Below are 23,789 nucleotides of genomic sequence, written 5' to 3'. Positions count from 1 at the left end.
CGATGCAGCGCAGAATCGAGGCCATTGCGTGAACGAAGACAGAAATAATCCCTTTGAGTATACTTACAGGGAGTTTGGCGGGCAGGAGAACGAGGAGGAGCAGGGGCCGAAACAGTATATGCAGCCTGGTTTTTATGCGCCACCTCCCAGGGAAGAGGCCGACAAGATCTATCCCGAGCAGGCTGCTAGCGCCTCCACATCGTCTTATAGCCCTTACCAGGTTTATAATCCCTATGCCGCGAGGGAACAGCAACCTGTTTCTGTACAGCCTGAAGTCACAGGTGCGTACCGGGGGCCACAGAGCCTGGAGGGATACACCACCGATGTGGGCGTAGAGCAGCAAGAGGCGGCCAGGCGTGGAAGTGCCGAGGGTGGAAAAAAGCGAAGGGGTGGCCTGGCTGGTATCGGCACAGGTATTGTGGCGCTGTTTTCCTGGTTACTCAAGTTCAAGGGTTTGGCGATATTGCTCAAGTTTGGTTGGGCAGGCTTCTCGGCCCTCATCACCATTGGCCTGTACTCTATCGTTTTTGGCTGGCAGTTCGCGGTGGGCATCGTGGCGCTTTTGTTTATTCATGAGCTTGGACATGCCTTGATTCTCAAGCTCAAAGGCATGCCAGTGGGTGGAATCGTCTTTGTGCCCTTCTTTGGCGCGATGACGCTTTTGCAACGCCTGCCGACGAATGCCAAGGACGATGCTGAGATCAGCATTGGTGGTCCCATTGCGGGCGCGATCTCGGCGGGCGTCTGCCTGGCTATTGCTGAGATACAGCCCGATCCGCGTAACATCTGGATGGCCCTGGCCTACTTTGGTTTCTTTATCAACCTGCTCAACTTGATCCCGGTGGTGCCCTTTGATGGAGGGCGTATCTTGGGTGCGGTCGACCGCCGCATCTGGATTGCGGGCTTTATTCTCTTGCTGGGCTTCGAGGTCTGGGAGTGGATGCACGGGAACTTCTCGCTCTGGCTAGTCTTGATCCTGATAATAGCAGGGTCTCAGCTCTTTTCTGCGCGCTTCCGCTCAAATAGCCCACAGATGAAGGCGTTCTATACGGTCCCGATATCGACGCGCATCCTCATCTCTGTGCTCTACTTTGGCCTGGCGGCGGTGCTCTTCCTGGGCATGTCAATTGCTCAGGGTATGCTTGTTGTGAATTAACGTAGTGGGAGATAGTGTGGCCCCCTGGCAGCCTGCGGCTGCCAGGGGGCCACACTATCTCCCACTACGTTAACTATTGTTTACTGCGAACCTCGACGCCGGCCATCTCTTCCAGGACCTGCATGAGCGCGGTATAGTCATCGCGCCCATGCCCGGAGGCGCGGGTCATTTCGTAGAGCTGGCGCGCCATCGCCGTCATGGCCATGGGCGTCTGATTCTCAGAGGCAAGGTCGAGCGCCAGGCCCAGGTCTTTATGCAGCAGGTCGGTCATAAAGCCGGGCTGGAAGCTGCCGTTGAAGGCGCGCAGAGGGAACTGGTTTGCGAGCTGCCAGCTCGCGCCAGTGCTGACGCCAACGACCTTTGCCATCGCGTCGACATCCGCGCCAGCTTTGACACCCAGGACAAAGGCCTCGGCAATAGAGGCGGCAATGGTACCACAGAGGATATTGTTGACGATCTTCACGATCTCGCCCGCGCCACTGGGGCCGACGTAGAAAATATTCTCCTTCTTCCCCATGGCCTCCAGGACCGGGCGCGCCTTCTCAAAGATCTCCTCTTCGCCACCCACCATGATCGAGAGCGTACCATTGACCGCGCCCTGGGATCCACCGCTGACTGGTGCATCGAGGAAGTGAACTCCTCGCTCGCCAGCCTGGGCATGCAATTTGCGTGTCATGCTGGGTGAGATGGTGCTCATATCAATCACGATCAATCCCTTGCGCGCCCCTTCGAACACGCCCTGAGGGCCGGCGACAACCTCCTCGACATCGGGGGAGTTGGTGACCATCGTAATGACGATCTCGGAGGCCATGGCCACGGCTCGCGGCGAGGGGGCCTGTTTGGCTCCGGCCTGCAAAACCTCCTGGACATCTGCTTTCTCAGGATGGCGCGCGAAAATGGTCACCTCGTGTCCGTTTTTGAGAAGATTGAGGACCATGGGGCGCCCCATAACACCGATACCAATGAAGCCGACTTGCATAGCGTCTATTCCTTCCTGCGCTTTATTCAATCTCAATAATGACGGCTCCTCCTGGCACAACCGCGCCCTCCTGGTAATTGATGCGTTGTACGCGACCGGCGTAGGGGGCGATGATCGAGTGTTCCATCTTCATCGCGCTTAAGACCGCCAGCACCTGGTGGGCCTCTACTTGCTCGCCTGAATGCACCTGGATTTTGACCAGGGTTCCTGCCATGGGAGCTTTCAGCGTCTTTTGCGCATTCCCCTGTCCACTGCCTTGGGCCGTGGTGGCAATATCGGGAGCGCGCCGCCCTTCAAGCATGTAGCTCTCTCCGCGATACGCGATCAGCGTCTCCTCTCCTTTGCGCAGGGCCGCGAGTTTACTTTGTTGTCCCGCGCGTGTGAGCAGATAGCTATGAGCCGAGAGTGTCAGGCAACTGATGTGCTCCTGTGGGCCGTCATCGATACTTATCCGCCAGTTCTGCGACTGGGCGAAAGTATGCCTGCCCTCTATTGTATCCCAAAGCGGAGTTAGTATGATGGTATGACGCTGCTGAGCATAGAGGTAGGTCCGTGTATAGCTGCCACCTGGCATGCGCCAGGGACCCAGGCTCTGCCAGGGGATGTGCCTGTAAGAGTGGGCGTTGAGGAGAGCGTGGGTGCAAGGTCGGTAAGCGCGGCTATGATCAGGACTTCGGCTGGGAGTGGCTCCGGGGCCGTAGGGGCAAGCATGTCTTGCTCATCGAGGAAGCTGGTATGCGTCTGCCCCTCGCGAAAGGCGGTATTGGTACTGATTTTTTGCAACAGCGATAGATTGGTGGTCACGCCCAGGAGGGCTGTCTGCTCAAGGGCGCTGCTCAGGCGCTCCAGGGCGGCGAGGCGATGCTCACCATAGACGATGAGCTTGGCCAGCATAGGATCGTAGTACTGGGTAACCTCATCGCCAGACTCCACTCCGCTATCAACGCGGATACCTGGCCCCTGCGTGGGCGCAAAGAGCTCCACGGTGCCGGTTGAAGGCAGGAATTGTTGCTGTGGGTCTTCCGCGTAGAGGCGGACCTCGATGGCATGTCCACGAGTCGTAATCTGCTCTTGCGTAAAGGCGAGTGGCTCGCCAGAGGCGATTAGGAGCTGGTGGCGCACCAGGTCCAGCCCCGTTACCAGTTCAGTAACCGGGTGCTCAACTTGCAGGCGCGTATTCATCTCCAGGAAGTAGAAGTTGCCATCGTCGTCGAGCATAAACTCCAGCGTGCCCGCGTTGACATAGCCTGCGCCCGAGGCGATGCGCACGGCGGCCTCACCCATTTCGGCACGTAGCCCGGGGGTAAGTGCTACTGACGGGCTCTCCTCGACAATCTTCTGGTGGCGGCGCTGAATAGAGCATTCGCGCTCACCCAGATAGACCAGGGTGCCATATTTATCGCCCATGACCTGGATCTCAACGTGGCGTGGGCGCAGTATCAGACGTTCCAGGAAGACGGTGTCATCGCCGAAGGCTGCCCCGGCCTCGCGTTGGGCGCCCGCCAGTTGTTCTGGCAGCTCCTGGAGGGAGTTTACCACGCGCATGCCTTTGCCACCACCGCCTGCCGATGCCTTGATGAGCAGCGGAAAGCCGATGCGCTTGGCCTCTGCCAGGAGGGTGTCTGCATCCTGGCGCTCCCCGTTATAGCCTGGAACTATAGGCGCTCCAACACGCTCAGCGATCTGTTTGGCTGCGATTTTTGAACCCATCAGGCGCATAGCGGAGGCTGGCGGACCAATAAAGACAATCCCGGCTTGCTCGCATGCTTCGGCGAAATCGGCATTCTCTGAAAGGAAGCCGTACCCAGGATGGATGGCCTCGGCGCCACATTGGCGCGCGATCTCCAGGATGATATCTCCGCGCAGATAGCTCTCGCTTGCGGGGGCGGGACCCAGGCGATAGGCCTCATTAGCCTCACGGACATGGCGAGCCTGGCGGTCGACATCAGAGTAGATAGCAACGGTCTGGATACCCATCTCGCGACAGGTAGCCTGGATGCGAACAGCGATCTCGCCACGGTTGGCGATGAGAATCTTCTTAAACATATGCTTTTCCCACGTCGTTGTAGTGCATGTATGACAAGGTTTTAGTTGGCGGAGGTAATCCAGTTGGGTTGACGTTTCTCCAGGAAGGAGCGCAGACCCTCCTGCCCCTCGGGGCTGACGCGTAGTTTTGCGATAGTTGCCGCCGTCAAGCGGCGCGCCTCATCATGTGGCATTGTACCCACGCTCAGCGCCAGCATTTTACAGACGCGCGCCGCCTGAGGGGCGCTGGTTAAGAGCTCAGCGAGCGTTTTCTCTAGTGCTTCGTCTAACTCCTCGGCGGGAGCTATGGCATGTACCAGGCCGATACGTTGCGCACGCTCGGCATCAAGGCGCTCACCGGTCATGAAGAGGGCGCGGGCCTGGCTCTCGCCGATTTTGCGTATGACATAGGGTGAGATGGCTGCAGGCGCGATGCCCAACTTGACCTCGCTTAGGCCAAAGCGGGCGCTCTGCGTGGCGATGACGATGTCACAGACCGCGATGAGGCCCACTCCACCCCCCATCGCGGCGCCATTGACGCGCCCGATGACGGTGCAGGGACATGTATTGATAGTATGTAAGAGGTCTGAGAGAAAGAGCGCCTCCTCCAGATTTTGCTCCTCGGTATAATGAACGCTCTGCTGCATCATGCTGACATCCGCGCCAGCGCAGAAGACGCTGCCCGAGCCTGTAAGCACGATAGCGTGCAGGCGATCATCCATCCCCAGGGTCTGGAAGGCCCGCACCAGCTCTTGCATCGTCTGCGTATTGAAGGCATTACGAACCTCTGGCCGATTGAGTGCCACCTGAGCTACGCGGTCCTGATGAGTATAGGTAATCGTCAGATGTTGATAGTCTAGCATAGTCTCTCCTGCGTTAGAACCACCTGAGCCGGCGAAAGACAACGATCAGTCCAATAGTGAGTCCAAGCATAAGAAAAAGGACGACAAAGTAGCCATACTCCCATTTTAACTCAGGCATGTTCTCAAAGTTCATGCCGTAGATACCAGGGATCAGGGCATCAACCATCAAAATGATCGAGGCTGCCGTCATGGTGCGCATGACTTTATTTAGTTCATTCGAGGCCACGGTCAGATTGGCATCCATCGTGCTGCTTAACTGATCACGATACAGATCAACTGTATCGGCCAGGCGCGTGATATGATCGTAGATATCGCGAAAATAGATGTTGATGCGTTCATCGAAGATCGAGCTATCGTGATTCGTCAACACATTAAGAATATCTCGCTGAGGTGTGACCACGCGTCGCAGCGCCAGGAATTTCTTGCGTAGCGTCAAGAGCTTGAGGGCTGTATCGCGTTCGCGTAACTGGCCTCGCTGGAGATAGAGCTGATCTTCAATCTCCTCTGTCTGATCAACCAGGGCATCGACAACCGGGAAATAGTCATCGACCAGGGTATCGAGAAAAGAGTAGAGGAGAATACCCGTTCCCCAGTGTAATTGTTGCACGTTGCGTGTCCAGCGCAATTGAATCTCTTTGAGATCCTCAATAGGTTTTTCGTGGACGGTAAGCAGGTAATGCTTGTTCAGAAAGATATCGATCTCGCGCAAGTCAAGCTCGCCTGTCTCTGCCTTAAGATGGGCCGCGTAAAAGACGACGAAGTAGAAGTTATCGTATTCCTCAATTTTTGGCCGCTGGTGCTCATGGGTGGCATCCTCAAGCGCGAGCGGGTGGAGTTGGAACTCCACGCCCAGTTTAGCCAATTCCTCCTTTGTGGGGTCCTGCAAGTCAACCCAGAGGAAGATGTCATCGTTGTCTTTGAATTGACTCAGCTCATTGAGGTCGGTAATGGAATGGAAGGTCTGCTGTTTTTTATCGCAATATGTGCCTCGGATCATGGATAATCCTTTCCTGTTTGGGTGTTGGCCTGTCTCGAGAGGCGTGAAATCGCTACAGAAATGATACGCATAAGAACGCCAGGACGTCGAGGGAGCCATCCTTTTGTTCTATATGTCATCTCTCAGAGACAGGCACAACCCGCCAGATCAGGGGCGCTAGCTCGCTACGCGTTGTCACGTTGCTACATGCGGAAGACGCCGAAGGGCGTCTGGGGTAGTGGCGCATTGAGGGAGGCTGCGATTCCAAGCGCCAGCACCTTGCGCGTGTCGCGAGGATCGATGATGCCATCGTCCCAGAGGCGCGCCGTACTGTAGTAGGGATTACCCTCTTCCTCGTATTTATCGAGAATGGGCTGCATAAAGGCCGCCTCTTCCTCGGGCGTCATACTCTTGCCGCGTGCCGCGAGACCCTCTTTGCGTACTGTTGCCAGCACAGTTGCGGCCTGCAAACCACCCATAACCGAAATGCGTGCATTAGGCCACATCCAGAGCTGGCGAGGGGAATAGGCACGCCCACTCATCCCATAGTTGCCGGCACCAAACGAGCCGCCGATGATCACCGTAAAGCGTGGGACGGGTGCGTTGGCGACCGCCATAACCATCTTGGCGCCATCTTTAGCGATGCCGCCGTTCTCATACTGGCGTCCAACCATAAAGCCAGTAATGTTTTGCAGGAAGATTAGCGGTGTCTGGCGCTGCGCGCATAGCTCAATAAAGTGCGTGGCCTTGAGTGCGCTCTCGGAGAAGAGGATGCCGTTATTGGCGATGATGCCCACTGGATAGCCCATCAGGCGCGCGAAGCCACATACCAGCGTCGTGCCGTAGAGCTCTTTAAACTCGTGAAAATCGCTGTCATCGACCAGGCGGGCAATGACCTCGCGTACATCATAGCTCTTGCGTGGATCACGCGGTATCAGCCCCAGGAGCTCATTGGCGTCATAGCGCGGAGGACGAGGTGGGCGAACCTCCCAGGGGAGATACTTGCGCTGATTGAGGTGCGAGACGATGCTGCGGCAGATGGCCAGGGCGTGTTCATCATTCATGGCGTAGTGATCGGTCACGCCCGAGGTGCGACAATGGACATCCGCACCGCCCAGGTCTTCCGCGCTGACCTCTTCGCCGGTCGCCGCCTTGACCAGGGGAGGACCTCCCAGAAAGATCGTACCATTGCCACGCACAATGATGGTTTCATCGCTCATGGCCGGGACGTAGGCCCCGCCAGCGGTACACGAACCCATGACCACCGCGATCTGTGGAATGCGCTGGCTCGACATGCGTGCCTGGTTATAGAAGATGCGCCCGAAGTGGTCGCGGTCGGGAAAGACCTCGGCCTGCAAGGGGAGATACGCTCCACCCGAGTCAACCAGGTAGATACAGGGCAGGTGATTCTGTTCGGCGATCTCCTGGGCGCGCAGGTGCTTCTTCACCGTCATGGGAAAATAGGTCCCGCCCTTGACCGTGGCGTCATTGGCGACGATGACGCATTCCTGTCCTTCAACCACGCCAATGCCTGTAACGATACCCGCAGATGGGGCCTCGTTCTCATACATATCCCAGGCCGCCAGGGGGCTGAACTCAAGAAAAGGGGTATCGGGATCACAGAGGAGTTCGATGCGCTCGCGAGGGAGAAGTTTGTTGCGCTTGCGGTGCTTGGCTACCGCGTCCTCGCCGCCGCCCTGCTGTACGGTCTGAACTGATTGTTGCAACTGCTCAAGCAATTGCTGGAAGGCCTGTGTATTCTCCTGATACTCGGAGCCGGTCGTATCTATACGTGAGTCAAGAATGGCCATAGTAATGTTGTTCCTCTCAGCAGTGATGTGGGAACCTGAAGCTAGCCTCATTGCTACCTTCTTTCAAAACAGAGGCGCGAGAAGCGCGATTTCGAGAACACGCTCCCAAATGCAGGATAGCACCGCACAAAAGTAGCGTCAAGCTAACATCATGGGTCAGCTAGTGATGGGGTATTTGTGCATACCTGGGAAAGTGATGGTGATAATGTGAGCCATTGCATTTTGGGGTAAAGTGGAGAAGTTGTGAGCGATTGCGTTTTTGAGTAGTGTGAGTAGTGGGATGTGAGCGATTATTGTTTTGAGTAAAGTGGGAAAGTTGTGAGCGATTATTGTTTTGAGGATGAGTGGTGAAATGTGAGCGATTAGGGAAATGGGTGTGGAGATGGCTAGTAGAATGTGAGCGATTGTGTTTTTGAGGAGAAGGGAGTGTTGGGTGAAGCCAGGTGTAGTGGTCATAGAAGCTCCTTAGCTGTGATGGTGAAGACAGGGTAGGAGTTTCACGTTACGAAGAATTTTCAAGTATATAAAAAGAAGCATTATTAATATATTAGTTGTATTGTGTATATATAAAGTGTAACCAGGATGAAAGGGTTTGTCAAGGGGGATGGTGTTCTAGATAGAAGTCAGTTGAAGAGATCGCGAAGCGTCTTGGCTTAAAAGAGGAAACTATACGCACTTATATTCGTGAGGGATCATTGAGTGCTTACCGCTTTGGGAATATTCTTCGTGTCCGTGTTGATGATTTTGAGAAGTTTGTAGAAGCGCGAAAAATCAGGAGAGATGAGGCATTGTAATTTTTTGAGAAATTACAATGCCTCTAACTTGACAGGGCAATTGCATCTAAAAAAACTCGTGTCTGCAACTTCTGCAACCAGCCAGTTGCAGAAGTTGCAGACACGAGGGAGCAGTGCCGCCTACACGTACCCCAGGATGCGGTCGACCTTTACGCACAAAACCACACGCGGATCGCCACGATAGCGCGAGGAGGAGCCATACTTTTCTGCCAGGGTATTGAAAAAGGCTCCAGTGGGATCTTCCTCGATCTTATCAACCACCCCACGAAACTCGGCATACGTGTAGGGGTCATCGGGGTCAGTAATCGTGATAGCCACACGCGGATCACGCTTGAGATTCTGGTATTTCTGACGTTGAGTGGTATGGGTAAACTTGATGTATTCCTCATCCCACAAAAACCACATCACTGATGAATTTGGCTCTCCCTTAGCGCCAATTGTTGCAAGATGTGCGAACGCTTTCGAGTTGAGTATCTTCTGAACTTTGGGGCTATTCAAATCGGCCATGCAAATAACCTCTCGATATTACTTTGGCTGAAAGGCGTGATCGCCTTTCATGTAATAGAACCCCATAATCTGCATAGTTTATTCCTCTCGTTGCTCTGTAAACTCCAACTTCTCCGCAGTTTTAGAGCTTCTTTTATCACCGCCCATTTAGATGCGATTGCCCTGTCTAACTTGAGAAAAAATGTTGACAAATAGCTTGAGATTGTGTATTATACATGGCGTGTGAGGTGATTTGACGAGATCCTCACCGGGCAGTATATCTGCGTTCGGGTGTGGCCAAGCGGTAAGGCGACGGTCTTTGGATCCGTTATTCCCAGGTTCGAATCCTGGCACCCGAGCCACTTTTACAACAATGGATAACATCATTCCTCTCAGACATTAGCATGCTAATGTCTGATTTGCAATGTTGTAAAATAATTGCGGCTTCGGCCAGCGTTAGTAACGGGGAAGCTGCACACTTGCCACTTTTCGCCATCGCGAGAGCCTGAAAGGAGACGCGGCGTTGCCTACTACGCCTGACAGGGGTCTCACGCCGCAAAACATATATGCATACTTATGCGACCGTGGTACTTGCCGCTGGCAAGGGAACACGGATGCGTTCACGTCTACACAAGGTATTACACCGGCTTGCCGGGTCACCTCTTCTTGATCATGTGCTCAAGGCCGTTGAAACCATTCCTTCTACGTCAGTCTTCGCTCCATTTCATGATACTGTCTCCACTCACCGTCCCGTCGTCGTGCTTGGACATGATGCCGAGGAGGTTGAGGCCGCTTTTGGCGAGCGCTGCCATTATGCCTTGCAGGAAGAACAGCTTGGCACAGGGCATGCCGTGCTGGCGGCGAAAGAGGCCGTTGACGCCCTCTCTCCCCTGCCTGACCTGGTGCTGGTCTGCTATGGCGACACTCCCCTGGTGCGGGCCGAGATATTGGCGCAGATCGTTACCGAGCATATTACAAAGCAGGCAACTATTACCTTCCTGACCGCACGCAGCAAAGGTCCCTCTGACTTTGGGCGCATTGTGCGCGACGCCTCTGGGCGTGTACAGGGCATCGTCGAGGTCAAGCGCGCCACGCCGGAGCAGCTGCATATTGACGAGATCAACTCGGGTGTGTATTGCTTTGAGCGCTCCTGGCTCTGGCCTACATTAGAGGCTCTGCCACGCAATCCGGCTGGCGAGTACTACTTGACAGATTTAATTGAGATCGCCAGTCAGCAAGGGCGTGAGATCGCGACGGTACAGGGGACGCTGGATGACACCGTGGGCATCAATAACCGGGTGCAGCTTGCCCAGGCTGAGCAGTTGTTACGGAGGCGTATTCTTGAGCGCCACATGTATGCCGGGGTAACGATTCTCGACCCGGCGACGACGTATATTGATGACGAGGTTGAAATCGGGCCTGATACCGTGCTGCTGCCAAATACTATGCTTATGGGCAGAACGGTCATTGGTGCCGACTGTACCATTGGTCCGGGCACGACGATTGAACATTCCACGATTGGGGAGCGCTGTATCATTCGCCAGTCTGTGTTGGAGGAAGCGACGCTTGAGTCCGAGGTACGTGTGGGACCCTTTAGTCACTGCCGCCCTGGCGCCCACCTGGCGCGTGGTGTATACCTGGGGAACTATGCCGAGGTGAAAAACTCCTATCTTGGTCCCCAGACCCAGATGCATCACTTTAGCTACATGGGCGATGCGACCATTGGTAGCGGCACCAATATTGCTGCCGGTTCCATTACATCAAATTTTGATGGCAAAGAAAAACATCGTACAATTATAGGAGAGGGTGCTTTTATTGGATGTGATACCACGCTGGTGGCTCCTGTCACGATTGGAAATCGTGCGTATACGGGTGCCGGCGCGGTCGTAACCAGAGATGTTCCCGACGATACACTTGTGGCTGGCGTTCCTGCCCGTTTTCTGCGTTCTTTGAAGCAGGAAGAGGATGTAAGCGCACCCGCAGGTGAAAAACAATAAAGTGTCTTCGTGTAACCGAACTTTATAAACTTCGTATAAAGTGTATCAGGCACGAACACATTTTGAAAGGCAGTTACAAAACTATGGACGGCCCTGAACTAGGTAGTTTAGCAGCCGCAATCGATTTTCACATACCAAGTCTGGATGGGCAGGCGTGGTTGCAGATTACTATTCTGCTGCTCATGCTCATCCTCTGTGGTGTGGCCTCCGCTGCTGAGACAGCGTTAACTTCTGTCAGTCGTATCAAGCTCAAAAATCTCATTGACGAGGGCGATAAGCCCGCCATCGAGATTGAGCGTCTCCTCGCAGAGCCAAATACCTTTCTCTCGACTATCCTCATCGTCAACAGTGTGGCCGTCATTGTGGCCTCCAGCCTGGCGACAGTTCTGGCGCTGCGTTTCTCCTCATCATGGGGTGAGCTGCTTTCTTCGGTGATTACCTCCGCTGTGGTGCTTATCTTTTGTGAAATTACCCCCAAGACCGCGGCAGTGCAGAATCCTATGCGCTGGGCGCGTACCCTGGTTGGTCCCGTCCTGGCGGCGGCCTGGGTTCTGCGTCCGCTGGTCGCCCTCCTGAGCGTCGTGACTACGGCCCTGGTTCGCCTGCTGGGCGGGCATGTGAAGCGCAAAGGCCCCTTCGTCACGGAGGAGGAGCTGCGTATGCTGGTAACCGTGGGCGAAGAAGAGGGAATCCTCGAAGAAGCAGAGACCGAGATGATCCACAGCATCTTCGAGTTCGGCGATACCACGGCCCGCGAGGTAATGGTACCGCGCATCGATATGATCACCCTTGCCAGTGACGCGACCGTCACCGAGGCGGTGGATGTCGCCATGCAGGGTGGCTTCTCGCGTATCCCGGTCTATGATGCTGAGAAAGGGATTGATGATATTATTGGCGTCCTCTATACCAAAGATATGCTCAAAGAGTTGCGCGAGGGGCATGATCACTTGCTGATTCGTGACCTGGTGCGCCCCGCCTACTTTGTCCCTGAAACTAAGAAGCTTGATGGCCTCCTGCGCGAGATCCGCCAGAAACGCGTCCACATGGTCATTGTTGTCGATGAATATGGCTCTGTGACGGGCCTGGCCACTATCGAAGACTTAATGGAAGAGATTGTGGGCGACATCAAAGACGAGTATGACCGCGAAGAGAACCTGTATGAGAAGGTGAGCGATGACGAATATGTCTTTGACGCCATGGTTGGTATCTATGAGTTTAACGAGATCATGGATATGAAGCTTGAGGACGAAGACTATGGCACGCTGGGTGGCTTTGTGTATGCGCAACTGGATAAGATCCCCTCGGTTGGCGACACCGTGCGCTATCAGGGGTTGACCTTTACTGTGCTGGGTACCAAGGGTCGCCGTATTCTGACCATTCGCGTCGAGCGCAAGCCGGAGGAGAAGTCACAGCCCGAGCAGGAACAGGGAGAGGTACTGGTCCTTCCCTCACAGCAGGAGCGTGAGAAAAAAGGTGAGACCGAACAGATCTATACTCCCACGCCAGAGGCGGCCTTTAGCTACCATGAGCAATCTGGAGGTGTCGCATGAGCGTCTCCTGGCCTGAGCGTGTGCGCGTGGTCGAGGTTGGGCCACGCGATGGCTTGCAGAACGAGAAGGCACAGGTTCCAACTGGGGAGAAGATTCGCTTCATCAACCTTCTGAGTGCGGCGGGGCTGCCAGTTGTCGAGGCCACCTCTTTTGTCAGCCCACGAGCCATTCCACAGTTGAGCGATGCCAGCGAGGTGATGCAAAGCATCAAGCGCCTGGAGAGCGTTGAGTACCCTGTCCTGGTCCCCAACAGCAAGGGTATGGAGCGCGCCCTGGCGGCAGGCGTGCGTACTATCGCCGTATTTACCGCGGCCAGCGAGGAGTTTACCCGCCATAATATCAACGCGACCATCGCACAGAGCCTGGAGAACTTTCGCCCGGTTATAGAGCTAGCGCGCCAGGAAGGCGTCCCGGTGCGCGGCTATATCTCAACAGTATTTGGCTGTCCCTATGAGGGCCAGGTCGCCCCCGAAAAAGTGGCGGATGTGGCGCTGGCCTTACTCGAACTGGGGGTAAGCGAACTCTCCCTGGGGGACACGATTGGAGTTGCGACGCCAAAGCAGGTGATCGAAGTACTGGATCTTCTGCTCTCCCACCACAGCATCCCAGCGAGCCAGCTAGCGGTTCATTTCCATGACACGCGTGGCACAGCGCTGGCCAATGTCCTGGCGGCCTTACAGATGGGGATTACGACTGTGGATTCCTCAGCGGGTGGCCTGGGTGGGTGTCCCTATGCGCCTGGAGCGGCTGGAAACCTGGCGACCGAGGACCTGGTGTATATGCTCAATGGCATGGGGATTGAGACAGGTGTAAACCTGGAGAAGCTCGTCGCGGCAACACGTACCATCGCCCCTTTCCTTGGTCATACCCCCACAAGCAAGTATTACCAGGCTGCCATGTCTGCCTGTAATTAACGCTATCTTCTTGATGTATGCGAGATGCCCTTGCACCTGCGGTGGCTCGCCCTGGTAGACATGTAATACGCCCTGACAGCTGAAGGCTGTCAGGGCGTATTACATGTCTACCAGGGCGAGAATGTTAGCTTAGTGATTTTGCAGATACTTGAGGGCCGCGATCAACTGGGTGTCGCCGCTGCTCAGTATCTTTTGGAGTGAGTAGTTGCCGCTATTCTCATCAGCGGGGGTAAGTGGCGCGCTACTATCTGGCAATTTGACGACCTGGTTAGGTTCAACTCCATTGTCGCGGATGAACTTTCCTTTTGGGGTAAGCCATTCTTGAACGCCAAGCAGGATTGCCGAGCCATCCGAGAGGGAGTATTGCTGTAGAACCGTTCCGGTGCCAAAGGTATGTGGATCACCGATGACGAAGGCACGGTTATTGTCTTTGAGGGCCGCGGTAACGATCTCTGCTGCGCTGGCAGAGTTGGTATTGATCAGGACAACGAGCGTGCTCTGGGTATCAATCGTACTGCCAGTAACGGGTACCGGCGTTTCCCGTCCGCTGCTATCTTTCTCAATCAGTACGTTGCCGCTCTTGACGAACATGCTGGCGATCTGAGTGGCCTCGTTGAGGTAGCCGCCTGGATTATCGCGCAGGTCGAGGATATATTTCTTCGCGCCCTTATCTTTGGCCTGTTGGAGGGCGTCACGCAACTGGTCGGAGACGCCATTGGTAAACTGCACGATCTGAATGTGCGCGACATGCTCTTCAGGGATATAGTGCAGAATCACATTGGGAACGTTGATCTCCTTGCGTTCGATCTTAAAGGTGAGCGGCTGATTCTGTCCAGGGCGCTGAACCTTAATGGTGACGCTTGTCCCGGCTTCTCCCTTGATCAGCTGGCTGACCGCTGTTGTATCCTTGCCACGCACATCCTGCCCATTGACCGAGAGCAGGATATCGCCGCGCTTCAGCCCCGCACCCTCAGCAGGAGCGCCAGGGATGGTGCTCGCAATGGAGAGATCCTTGGTTTTGGGATCCTGGTGCAGGTAGATACCGATTCCGATGAATTTGCCGCTCAACTGTTGATTCTCGGACTGGACCTCTTCAGGCGTCATAAAACGCGTATGTCCTCGATCCTTCAAGGAATCAACCATGCTGCGAATCGCGGAGTAGGACATGTTCTTGTAATCGACGGCCTTGCGATCAACATAATGCTGGTCGATAACGGTCCAGGCTTGCTGAATGAGGTTCGAATAAGCTCGCGAATCAGTGCTGCTGGGAGTGGAAAATGAATTGCCGAAAAGCTGGTGCGCGAACCAGCCGCCAAAGAAGGCAAGCACGACGAGTGCGACCAGGGTCAGAGCCTGGGCGAAGATGCGGCCAAGATTGCGCCGTTTGGGGCGCTGATGCCCGGCTTGCGGCCCTCCAGGCTGTTGCTGGTAGGGCTGGTAGGGATTATAGGGGGCGGGAGCGTAAGGGTAGCCAGGCATTCCTCCAGGTTGTGCAGGGGGAGGAGGTAGCTGGTTCAGATCATCATATGCTGGAGGTTGAGGGGCATGGAATTGCCATGCTGCTCTTCATACCAGCGGGGGTCATCATATCTACTCACCGAGAAGCCTCCATGTGGCGTTATGTTGTGTGTACGGGAAACGGTAGAACTCTCCAAAGGAGTATATTGTTACTTATGTATCTGTTGTAAAATGTGATTCTATCTTAGTTGTGTTATGCGCAAAAGTCAATTCTTGAAAGAGGAAATGTAGGATTTTCAATTCTTTTCTGCTTGCTGCCTAACTCCAAGGTGAGCATAGCGAAAAAGTTCCTAAAAAGGAAAATCGTCTGGAGACCATAAAAAAAGAGAGCATGGTTTATAACCTATGCTCTCTTTTTTGTGGCCTGATAGTGACTTCTTCTGCCATGCTGTTTTCCTTTTCTACGGAACGATCGTAAAGAGGACAGACAGACAGAAAAGAGCGACCGGGCGCAGAGTAGCGCTTATGGTGTCGCGTCCTTTGCATCGCTGCTTTGAGGCGTTTCTTCAGCGGGAGTATCGCTAGCCTTTTGCTTGTCAGAGGGAGGGGGAGTTTGTTTCTTGGGCGGTTCCCAGCCGGGGGCACGAGAAAGGATCATTGACATCATACGTCCTTCCATTGAAGGAGTACGCTCAATGGTTACGGTCCCTTTCAAGACTTCGGCGATGTCGTCGAGCAAACGGCGGCCAATTTCAGGGTGGCGCATCTCTGCCCCACGAAACTGGACACTAACCTTGACTCTGTCGCCTTCAGCAAGGAACTGTTGAATTTTGCGTGTCTTGACCTCGATATCATGGTCATCGGTACGAGGGCGCAGGCGAATCTCTTTGACGGTAACAATCTTCTGCTTTTTGCGGGCCTCGTTCTCTTTTTTGTTCTGATCGTATTTGAAGCGACCGTAGTCCATCAGTTTACATACAGGTGGAACTACATTTGGAGATACCTCGACCAGGTCAAGGTCACGTTCGCGTGCGATATCAAGAGCACGCATTGGGGGCATCACTCCCAACATCTCGCCATTTTCATCGATAACGCGTACCTCACGAGCACGGACGCGTTCGTTAGTACGTGTCTCACGTGGTCTGTTGTCGTTGCCACGAAAGTCCCTGTTAATAGGCCGAACCTCCTCTTCGGTGATGAGTGAATATTGAATGACGTTCCGTTATGCATCACGTTTGCTCGTTAACCTGAGCGGTAAGATATCTGCTCATGGTTTCAAGCACATGACATACTGATCCGCTATCGTCCAGCAGCGAATGGTACTAGTATACTACGGGAGAAGCTGGTTTGCAAGAGCGCATTATGGGCTAAAGGATAAGGAAGAGCTGGGGGATATGAGCCTCCCGGTTCTTCCTTATCCTTATCGTATCAGGCAACCTTCGTTGTCGAAAGCCCCTTTGTTGAGATTGTCTCGCTTAGCTGTTGGCAGCGTTGACCTTGATGGTGCGAGCGCGAGCATGCTCCGCTTTGGGGAGGCGCAGGGTCAGGATACCATCCTTGTAGCTTGCCTCGGCGCGCTCGGAGTTGATGGGCGAAGGAACAGTAAAGCTCTGCTGGTACTCGCCCTTCTGGAATCCATGATAATGCACGGTCGCATTCTCAGGAATCTCTATACCTGTCTGCCACTTCAGGTTCACCACATCCTGCTGGACGTTGATCTCGACATTCTCAGGCTTGACACCGGGCATCGGTACCTGGAGCGTAAAGTCCTCTGCCGTCTCATACAGGTTGGCTGGCAGCGCGCGATTGAAGAAGGTGCCAGTGGTGCGTGGTGTAATCACGCTGTCCTCAAAGAGGCGATCCATCGCTTCGCGCAGAGAAACGAACTCATTGAAAGGGTTGTAGCGAGTAATGTTAGCCATTGTATAGTTCTCCTTCTTACTAAGAAAGTATTTTATATAGGTGCGGACGGAGTGTATATGGCTCTCGCCCGCCTGTTTGTGTATCTCTTGTTCTCTGTCGATAGTATACTTCGGGGAGTGTTAGAGGAACGTAAAAGGTATATAAGAGAATTGTTAGAAAACTTGATAGTGAGACTATCAAGTTGTCCTACTCGACGAGAGTGAGCTATTTTGCTACAATGCGCTTAATTAATTTTTCGCAGAATGCGTGAAAAAGAGCTATAGCATGCGCAAATTTGTACGCTGAGAGGTTTGTTGAGGTGTCTGTACAAGAGAAACCAATGACGCAACTAATTGACTATGTGCTGACACGTGGTGTCGCGCAGGTGGAAAAAGAGGCAGACCTGCGTCGTCTGCTGCTGGAAGGCAATAACGGAGAGCCGCTACGCATCAAACTGGGTGTTGATCCCACACACTACGACCTCACGATTGGCCATGCCGTCGTGTTCCGCAAGCTGCGCCAGTTCCAGCAACTGGGGCATAAGCCGGTCGTGGTTATCGGCGACTGGACGGCGCGCCTGGGTGATCCCAGCGGGCGTGTAGAGGCGCGTAAACCCCTGACCGAAGAGCAGGTAAACGCCAATGCCGCCACCTACCTCGACCAGTTCTTCCGCATCGTGGATCGCGAGAAGACCGAGGTGCGGCGCCAGAGCGAGTGGTTCGATTCCTTCTCCCTGGGAGATGCGATCAAGCTGCTCGGGTATAAGACGGTAGCCCAGATGCTTGAGCGCGATGACTTCTCCAAGCGCTATAAGAGCGGGATTGAGATCTACCTGGCCGAATTTATGTATCCGCTGCTCCAGGGCTATGACTCCGTGGCGCTGCGGGCCGATGTCGAGCTGGGTGGTACCGATCAGACCTTTAACCTCCTGGTGGGTCGCGAATTGCAGCCAACCTTTGGTCAGAAGTCGCAGCAGATCCTGACGGTCAACTTAATTGTTGGCCTGGACGGCGTCAAGAAGATGGGCAAGTCGCTGGATAATTATATTGCCATCACCGCGCCCGCCAATGATATGTATGGAAAACTCATGTCGCTTCCCGACCACGCTATGCGCACCTACTTCGAGGCTCTGACCGATGTCTCGACCGAGGAGCTGAATGAGTTTGAGCGCAAGATTCAGGAAGGCACACTGAATCCTCGCGACGTGAAGCGACGCATGGCCCGCGAGATTGTGACCGAGTTCCACACGCTGCCCGAAGCCCAGGAGGCGGAAGAGGCCTTTATTCGCCAGTTCTCCGAGCGCAAGTTGCCAACGGATATTCCCTCATATACCGTGAGCGAGCCTACCAATATCGTGGCGCTGATGGTTGCCGCAGGGCTGGCTGCCAGTAACAACAAGGCGCGCGAGCTGATCAAGCAGGGAGGCGTCTCGATCTTCTTGCAGGGCGAGAGCGACGATGCCACGCGCATCACCGATGGCGAGTTTGTCGTCCCGGTGGCGCCTGGGGCGATCCTCAAAGTGGGTAAGCGTCAGTACCTGCGCCTGACGGCCTAAGTAAACGTAAGAAGGAAGAGTGCTCGCGTGCCCTTCCTTCTTTTTTCGTGAATTGCATTGATGCTAGTCAACATACGGCGCACACTTGCGTGCTCTATGTGATGAGGAGAATAGTGAGATATGCCAGAGGCGGTAATTGGCGTAATTGGCGGCAGTGGACTCTACCAGATGGAGGGGATGAGCGAGGTTGAGGAGATCCAGGTCGAGACACCTTTTGGCGCGCCCAGCGATGTGATTACAGTCGGCAAGATTGAGGGTGTGCGCATGGCCTTCTTGCCTCGCCATGGGCGCGGGCATCGCCTGAGCCCGAGCGAGGTGCCCGTGCGTGCGAATATCTGGGCCTTGAAGAGCCTGGGCGTTCAGTACGTAGTCTCGGTGAGCGCCGTAGGTAGCCTGCGCGAGGACTACGCCCCACGTGACCTGGTGATTCCCGATCAACTCTTTGATCGCACGAAGAGTCGCGTGAATAGCTTCTTTGAAGGCGGGATTGTCGTTCACTGTCCCTTTGCCGACCCTTTCTGTCCCGACCTGAGCACCATTCTGCTCCAGAGCGCGCAAGAATTGGGCGATGTGACCGTGCATGAGGGTGGCACCTATGTCTGCATGGAAGGCCCACTCTTCTCAACGAAGGCCGAATCTAATACCAATCGTAAGCTTGGCTTCGACCTGATCGGCATGACCGCCTTGCCCGAGGCCAAATTGGCCCGCGAAGCCGAGCTATGCTATGGCATGATCGCCTGCGTGACCGACTATGATTGCTGGCATGATACCCATGACGCGGTCACAGTCGAGATGGTCGTCGCCAATCTAAGCGCCAACGTCGCCAACGCCCAGCGTATCCTGCGTGCCGTAGCGCAAAAGGTTGCGTTCGGGCGCGAAGATGCAGCCTGTCAGTGTGGGACCGCTTTGTCAAGCGCGATCATGACTGATCCCTCACGTATCCCCGCCGAAGTCAAAGAGAAGTATAGCCTGCTTATCGAGAAGTATCTCTCCTAGATGTAGCAAACAAACCAGTAAGATGTGTGGGAGGAACAACAGCGAAAGCCGTTGTTCCTCCCACACATCTTGTTTAAAGGCTCGCGCAGCGAGCCGAGGCAGGCTATTAAAGGAGAATGAAAAGACCTGGTTTTTGGCCCTGGAAGTGCTTGACAAATAGGGGGGAGGGGAGTACAATAGGCAACGTCCCGTGAACGGAAAGAACATGATCGATGGGACAGGCCGATTTTCTTCGGGTCCTGTCGGTCGGCGTAATTGGGGCCTGCGCGGCAGATGTCTATGAATCTCGTCAGGTCCGTGAGGAAGCAGCGATAAGTGGACCTCTCTGGGTGACGCAGGGTTACCCGATTGCGCTGACCGGCAGGACCGGGCGAAAGTCGGTTTTCTCTGTCTATTGCAACATTTTCTGCTCTCGAATGGCTGGCTGGCCGCCTCGATACGACGGAAGGCTATCGTATAGCGTATCTCGCGGCTTCGTGGAGATACGGTCAATCTGGAAACAGGGGGTCGGTTCGTGGCCCGTCATGAAGCAGTCCAGACGGGAGTTTTTAGATGGCCTCACAGTCTCTCTACCGTAAATGGCGTTCGCAGACCTTCTCTGAAGTTGTTGGTCAAGAAGCCGTTATACAAACCCTTCGTAATGCGCTCAAGAGCGGGACTCTCGCTCATGCGTATCTCTTTACTGGTCCTCGTGGCACCGGCAAAACCACTACCGCGCGCCTCCTCGCGAAGACTATCAACTGTCTGAATCCACACAATGGCGAACCCTGTAATGAGTGTCAGCAGTGTCGTGAAATCACGGCTGGTAACTCATTCAATGTGATCGAGATTGATGCCGCCTCCAACCGTGGTATCGACAGTATCCGCGAACTGCGCGAGAAGGTAATGGTCCCCCCAACGGGTGGGAAGTATAAGGTGTATATCCTCGACGAGGCCCATATGCTCACAGTGGAAGCCTTCAACGCACTCTTGAAGACGTTGGAGGAGCCGCCACCACATGCTATTTTTGTCATGGCAACCACTGATGTGCATAAGATGTTGCCAACCGTGCTCTCGCGTTGCCAGCGCTATGATTTTAAACGCTTCACCATGCGCCAACTCATTGAGCATTTGAGTCGCGTGGCCCAGCAGGAGCAGGTGCAGCTCGAGGGTGGAGCCGCGGAATTGATCGCGCGCGCGGCCGCTGGTGGTATGCGCGATGCCTTGAGCCTGCTTGACCAGGCAATTGCCTACGCGGGGAATACAATCTCGCTTACCCAGGTGCAGACGATGCTAGGTGTGGCCGATCCTCGTGCCATTCAGAAGATTATCTCCGCTATTGCCAACCTCGACAGCCCGGCGGGCCTGCACCTGATCGCGGAACTGATGGAGTCGGGCGCGGACCTGCGCCAGTTGAACTCGCAGGTGGCCGAGTTCTGGCGGGCGATGATGCTGGCTCGTGCGGGTGCTAATATCGCGGAGATCACGGATAGCACCGATGAAGAGATCAACGAAATCAGGGAAGCGGCCAGGCTCTTCCGCCTCGAAGAGCTGATTGAGTGCGCGCGTATTTTTGCGCAGAATGAGCTGGTGCAGAAGAGCCAGGGCACACCCCAACTGGGCCTGGAGCTGGCGTTCTTAAGCTGTGTTGAGTTGCATCGCCGGGCGCAGGGAGGCGAGTCAGTGCTCTCTACAGAGCTGCCCGTAGCGGTTCCCGCGCCCCAATCACGCGCTGCTACACCTCAGCCGCGTCCTGTCGCGCCTCCCACGACCTCTATTCAGTCGCCTATGGGTGGATCAATCAGCCTGCCACAGCCGCGACCCGCGACCCCCCAGCCGCAGCCTGAATATAAATTCACGCCCACACCGCCTGTTGTCGCGCGGGAGCCTGGGATGCAGCGCCCCGAGTTTGTGACTACTCAGCCAGAGCCGCCAGAGATCACTGAGGGGCTGTCCCAGCCAGAGGTCTCTGCTCCGTTCTCGCAGCAGGATCGTGCCGACGAAACGCCCGCGGGATCGCAGGAAATTACTACCGCGATGCCCATTACGCCGCAGGAGATTACAGGTGGCGCTCTCTCTGAAGTGCCATCGCTCTCCATCAATGACGTGCGTGAGAAATGGGAGTATATTAAGAAGCGTGTGAAGACGCGGAAGAATGGCGCGCGTATCGCGGCCTTCCTCAATGGCTATGCCCTGGTTGATGTGCAGCAGGCGCATGGTGTCCCCATTGTCGTCATTCAGGCCAATTATGATGTACATTATAAAGCGTTGCAGTCACAGGAGCCACAGAGCGCGATTGAATGGGCGCTTAAGGTAGAGCTGGGTGTGGAATGCCGCCTGCGGACGCTCGCGCCTGGGGCCAGTATCCCCGGCCAGGCTGGAGGTGTGGGCCTGCCTCCCCTGGGTGGCCAGGCTGGAAATGGTCGTAATGGCGGGGGAGACATGAGTAGCACTCTCAATACGCTGATGGCTGGTTTGCAATCGGCCTCGGCTCATGTAGAGCGCTCTCCGCTGACGACGCGACCACCTCTGCAAGCCATGCCCCCTGTTCAGCAAGTGCCAGCGGTTCCACCACGGCCAGAGCCTGTGCGCCAGGTGGCTCCCATCGCCGATATCTCACCAGCCGCGCCAGTGGCCTCTACAACCGTGACGAGACCACCTGTGTCTCAGGTCTCTGCGATTCCCCTTGCCAGAATGCAAGCGGTGCGAGAGAATATACCAGAGAAACCTTCTGCTGATGTGCTGGCAAGCTCAAGTGCTTCGCGCCTGGACGTGGTCAAGGACAAGGCTTCGAGCGATCCAGTGGTGCGGGAGGTCATGCGGATGTTTAAAGCCGAAGTAAAAGACATACATTTAAAATAAGGAGCAACAATAGTCATGAATATGCGTGAACTTCAGAAGATGCAGCAGCGTCTCGTGAAAATGCAGGAAGACCTGGAGAAGAACCAGTTTACTGGAACTGCTGGTGGTGGTGCGGTCACGATTCAGATGAGCGGCAAGTATGAAGTAACGGGTGTCAAGATCGATCCCGAGGCTTTTAATGCTGAGGACATCGAGGAACTCGAGGTGATGGTGAAGGCCGCGGCGAAGGATGCCTTTGATAAGGTGACCGATGCTCAGCAGAAACTCGTCAACAATGCCACGGGAGGTATGCGCATCCCCGGGCTGTTCTAGTGCCATTGCAAATAAAAGGGAACTATGAGCGATATTGCCCCGCCAGTTGCAGCACTGGTCGAAGAATTCGCGAAGCTGCCAGGGATAGGCGTCAAAACGGCGCAGCGTCTCACGTTCTTTATTCTACGTAGCCCTAATGACCATGCCCGGCGTCTGGCCGAGGCCATCATACGGGTCAAAGAGAGCATTGTCTACTGCTCGCGCTGTTTCAATATTACGGAGACCGACCCATGTCCGATTTGCAGTAATCCAAGTCGGGAGCAGGATGTGATCTGCGTCGTCGAGGAGCCGCTGGATGTGCTGGCACTCGAAAAGACCGGTGCGTATAAGGGACTCTACCATGTTCTGCATGGAGCACTCTCGCCAATGAATGGTATCGGTCGTAAAGAGCTGCGGATCGATGAATTGCTCAAACGCCTGGATCATGAGCATATTCGTGAAGTCATTTTTGCTACCAATCCAGGCTTTGAGGGAGATTATACTGCCGGCTCTATTAAGCTCTATATCAAAAATGAGCTGAACCTGCCCGATTTGCATATGACCTCCCTGGCACGCGGCCTTCCCATAGGCGGCGACCTGGAGTATGCCGATCAAGATACGCTTGGACGAGCCATTGAGGGACGGCGCGAATTGTAATAATCGTCAGAATACAGCATCGCTGTATTCTGACATTTTTCTTGTCTCAGGCTATTCATGTGTGTAACGCGTGTTTGTTGTGCGGAGAGGCGATATCGCTTGACAGGTAGTTGGGATTATGGTACTCTTGTTCTAATTTCTGGCGACCACTATTGGGAGCGCATACATACATACTTCTGATCCGAACACCCTGAGCGCGCTTGTCCCCGAATGGGGGAAGCGCTAGACACGCAAGTGAAGGCTTGCCGTGCCACCTTTAGGTGGTCCCCGAATGAGGATGGGTTTCGGAATAAGATCATAGTGCGTATAGGGAGAAATCTATTTCCGGTTTTTGACCCCCACCAGAGAATAGAATAAGTGTCACCCAAATCATCGCCGTTCTGTGTCGGGAGAGGCAGGCGAATGCGAGGAAGCATGTGGTGATTACCAACCTCTGCGCGCTGATGTCCCAGGAGCGTTGCGGGGCGGTTCAACGACTTTGACAGGCTTTTGAGAGGATTGAAAAAGGAGGAACACGCGGGGCAAGGAGATGATGGAC

20 protein-coding genes, 1 tRNA gene and 1 other RNA gene are annotated in these 23,789 nt (G+C 54.8%); 12 read left to right on the top strand and 10 right to left on the bottom strand.

The features are described from left to right. Positions 1-28 precede the first annotated feature (28 nt). Positions 29-1,156 (top strand): site-2 protease family protein, encoded by a 1,128-nt coding sequence (locus JMJ16_RS18650; RefSeq protein ID WP_201383896.1) that lies wholly within the window; start codon positions 29-31, stop codon positions 1,154-1,156. Positions 1,157-1,229: 73 nt separating this feature from the next. On the opposite strand, the gene JMJ16_RS18645 is transcribed toward JMJ16_RS18650, so the two are convergent. From JMJ16_RS18645 to JMJ16_RS18620, 6 genes are all read right to left on the bottom strand, one after another. Then, the gene (locus JMJ16_RS18645; RefSeq protein ID WP_201383894.1) at positions 1,230-2,135 is read right to left on the bottom strand and encodes an NAD(P)-dependent oxidoreductase; all 906 of its coding nucleotides are present in this window, start codon (positions 2,133-2,135) and stop codon (positions 1,230-1,232) included. A gap of 22 nt (positions 2,136-2,157) precedes the next feature. Further along, positions 2,158-2,709 (bottom strand): acetyl-CoA carboxylase biotin carboxyl carrier protein subunit, encoded by a 552-nt coding sequence (locus tag JMJ16_RS18640; protein WP_201383893.1) that lies wholly within the window; start codon positions 2,707-2,709, stop codon positions 2,158-2,160. Further along, positions 2,646-4,181 (bottom strand): acetyl/propionyl/methylcrotonyl-CoA carboxylase subunit alpha, encoded by a 1,536-nt coding sequence (locus tag JMJ16_RS18635; protein ID WP_201383891.1) that lies wholly within the window; start codon positions 4,179-4,181, stop codon positions 2,646-2,648. Before JMJ16_RS18635 ends, JMJ16_RS18640 begins: the two co-directional genes overlap by 64 nt. A 41-nt stretch (positions 4,182-4,222) precedes the next feature. Continuing rightward, the gene (locus JMJ16_RS18630; protein ID WP_201383889.1) at positions 4,223-5,023 is read right to left on the bottom strand and encodes an enoyl-CoA hydratase-related protein; all 801 of its coding nucleotides are present in this window, start codon (positions 5,021-5,023) and stop codon (positions 4,223-4,225) included. Between the two features lie 13 nt (positions 5,024-5,036). Continuing rightward, positions 5,037-6,020 (bottom strand): magnesium/cobalt transporter CorA, encoded by a 984-nt coding sequence (corA, locus tag JMJ16_RS18625; protein ID WP_201383887.1) that lies wholly within the window; start codon positions 6,018-6,020, stop codon positions 5,037-5,039. Between the two features lie 182 nt (positions 6,021-6,202). Beyond that, a complete protein-coding gene (locus JMJ16_RS18620; RefSeq protein ID WP_201383885.1) occupies positions 6,203-7,810 on the bottom strand; it encodes a carboxyl transferase domain-containing protein in 1,608 nt (535 codons plus the stop codon). 635 nt (positions 7,811-8,445) lie between these two features. On the opposite strand from JMJ16_RS18620, the gene JMJ16_RS57165 reads away from it, so the two are divergent. Then, the gene (locus JMJ16_RS57165; RefSeq protein ID WP_201386151.1) at positions 8,446-8,604 is read left to right on the top strand and encodes a helix-turn-helix domain-containing protein; all 159 of its coding nucleotides are present in this window, start codon (positions 8,446-8,448) and stop codon (positions 8,602-8,604) included. Positions 8,605-8,724: 120 nt separating this feature from the next. Here the strand turns inward: JMJ16_RS57165 and JMJ16_RS18610 are convergent, their stop codons facing one another. After that, positions 8,725-9,111 (bottom strand): PPOX class F420-dependent oxidoreductase, encoded by a 387-nt coding sequence (locus tag JMJ16_RS18610; RefSeq protein WP_201383883.1) that lies wholly within the window; start codon positions 9,109-9,111, stop codon positions 8,725-8,727. A gap of 266 nt (positions 9,112-9,377) precedes the next feature. On the opposite strand from JMJ16_RS18610, the gene JMJ16_RS18605 reads away from it, so the two are divergent. From JMJ16_RS18605 to JMJ16_RS18585, 4 genes are all read left to right on the top strand, one after another. Next, positions 9,378-9,452 (top strand) — tRNA-Gln (locus tag JMJ16_RS18605). Positions 9,453-9,656: 204 nt separating this feature from the next. Further along, a complete protein-coding gene (gene glmU, locus JMJ16_RS18595) occupies positions 9,657-11,087 on the top strand; it encodes a bifunctional UDP-N-acetylglucosamine diphosphorylase/glucosamine-1-phosphate N-acetyltransferase GlmU (RefSeq protein WP_201383879.1) in 1,431 nt (476 codons plus the stop codon). An 83-nt stretch (positions 11,088-11,170) separates the two neighbouring features. Then, entirely contained in the window at positions 11,171-12,637 is a 1,467-nt protein-coding gene (locus JMJ16_RS18590) for a hemolysin family protein (RefSeq protein WP_201383877.1), read from the top strand. Then, a complete protein-coding gene (locus tag JMJ16_RS18585) occupies positions 12,634-13,551 on the top strand; it encodes a hydroxymethylglutaryl-CoA lyase (protein WP_201383875.1) in 918 nt (305 codons plus the stop codon). The genes JMJ16_RS18590 and JMJ16_RS18585 overlap by 4 nt, the downstream gene beginning before the upstream one ends. 129 nt (positions 13,552-13,680) lie before the next feature. Here the strand turns inward: JMJ16_RS18585 and JMJ16_RS18580 are convergent, their stop codons facing one another. The 3 genes from JMJ16_RS18580 to JMJ16_RS18570 all read right to left on the bottom strand — a co-directional run bounded on the left by JMJ16_RS18580 (position 13,681) and on the right by JMJ16_RS18570 (position 16,931). Next, positions 13,681-15,030: a S41 family peptidase gene (locus JMJ16_RS18580; protein ID WP_201383873.1), complete on the bottom strand. Its 1,350-nt coding sequence runs from the start codon at positions 15,028-15,030 to the stop codon at positions 13,681-13,683. Between the two features lie 502 nt (positions 15,031-15,532). Continuing rightward, the gene (gene infC / locus JMJ16_RS18575; protein WP_201386150.1) at positions 15,533-16,183 is read right to left on the bottom strand and encodes a translation initiation factor IF-3; all 651 of its coding nucleotides are present in this window, start codon (positions 16,181-16,183) and stop codon (positions 15,533-15,535) included. Positions 16,184-16,484: 301 nt separating this feature from the next. After that, on the bottom strand, positions 16,485-16,931 hold the full coding sequence (locus tag JMJ16_RS18570; RefSeq protein WP_201383871.1) for an Hsp20/alpha crystallin family protein: 447 nt from the start codon (positions 16,929-16,931) through the stop codon (positions 16,485-16,487). A gap of 320 nt (positions 16,932-17,251) precedes the next feature. Here JMJ16_RS18570 and tyrS point away from each other — a divergent pair, with 320 nt between their 5' ends. The 6 genes from tyrS to recR all read left to right on the top strand — a co-directional run bounded on the left by tyrS (position 17,252) and on the right by recR (position 23,251). Further along, a complete protein-coding gene (gene tyrS, locus JMJ16_RS18565; protein ID WP_201383869.1) occupies positions 17,252-18,466 on the top strand; it encodes a tyrosine--tRNA ligase in 1,215 nt (404 codons plus the stop codon). A gap of 120 nt (positions 18,467-18,586) precedes the next feature. Next, entirely contained in the window at positions 18,587-19,462 is an 876-nt protein-coding gene (gene mtnP, locus JMJ16_RS18560; protein WP_201383867.1) for an S-methyl-5'-thioadenosine phosphorylase, read from the top strand. Positions 19,463-19,715: 253 nt separating this feature from the next. Beyond that, an RNA gene (gene ffs / locus JMJ16_RS18555) (signal recognition particle sRNA small type) lies at positions 19,716-19,815 on the top strand. A gap of 199 nt (positions 19,816-20,014) precedes the next feature. Then, positions 20,015-22,303 carry a DNA polymerase III subunit gamma/tau gene (gene dnaX, locus JMJ16_RS18550; RefSeq protein ID WP_201383865.1) on the top strand — a complete coding sequence of 763 codons (2,289 nt, stop codon included), beginning with the start codon at positions 20,015-20,017 and terminating at the stop codon, positions 22,301-22,303. A 15-nt stretch (positions 22,304-22,318) separates the two neighbouring features. Beyond that, the gene (locus JMJ16_RS18545) at positions 22,319-22,615 is read left to right on the top strand and encodes a YbaB/EbfC family nucleoid-associated protein (RefSeq protein WP_201368635.1); all 297 of its coding nucleotides are present in this window, start codon (positions 22,319-22,321) and stop codon (positions 22,613-22,615) included. Positions 22,616-22,639: 24 nt separating this feature from the next. Then, positions 22,640-23,251 carry a recombination mediator RecR gene (gene recR / locus JMJ16_RS18540; protein ID WP_201383863.1) on the top strand — a complete coding sequence of 204 codons (612 nt, stop codon included), beginning with the start codon at positions 22,640-22,642 and terminating at the stop codon, positions 23,249-23,251. Positions 23,252-23,789: the final 538 nt, after the last annotated feature.

This window comes from Ktedonobacter sp. SOSP1-52 (genome assembly GCF_016587395.1).
The sequence above is the reverse complement of the archived record's forward strand: the minus strand, read 5'-3'. Positions and strand labels throughout refer to the sequence as shown.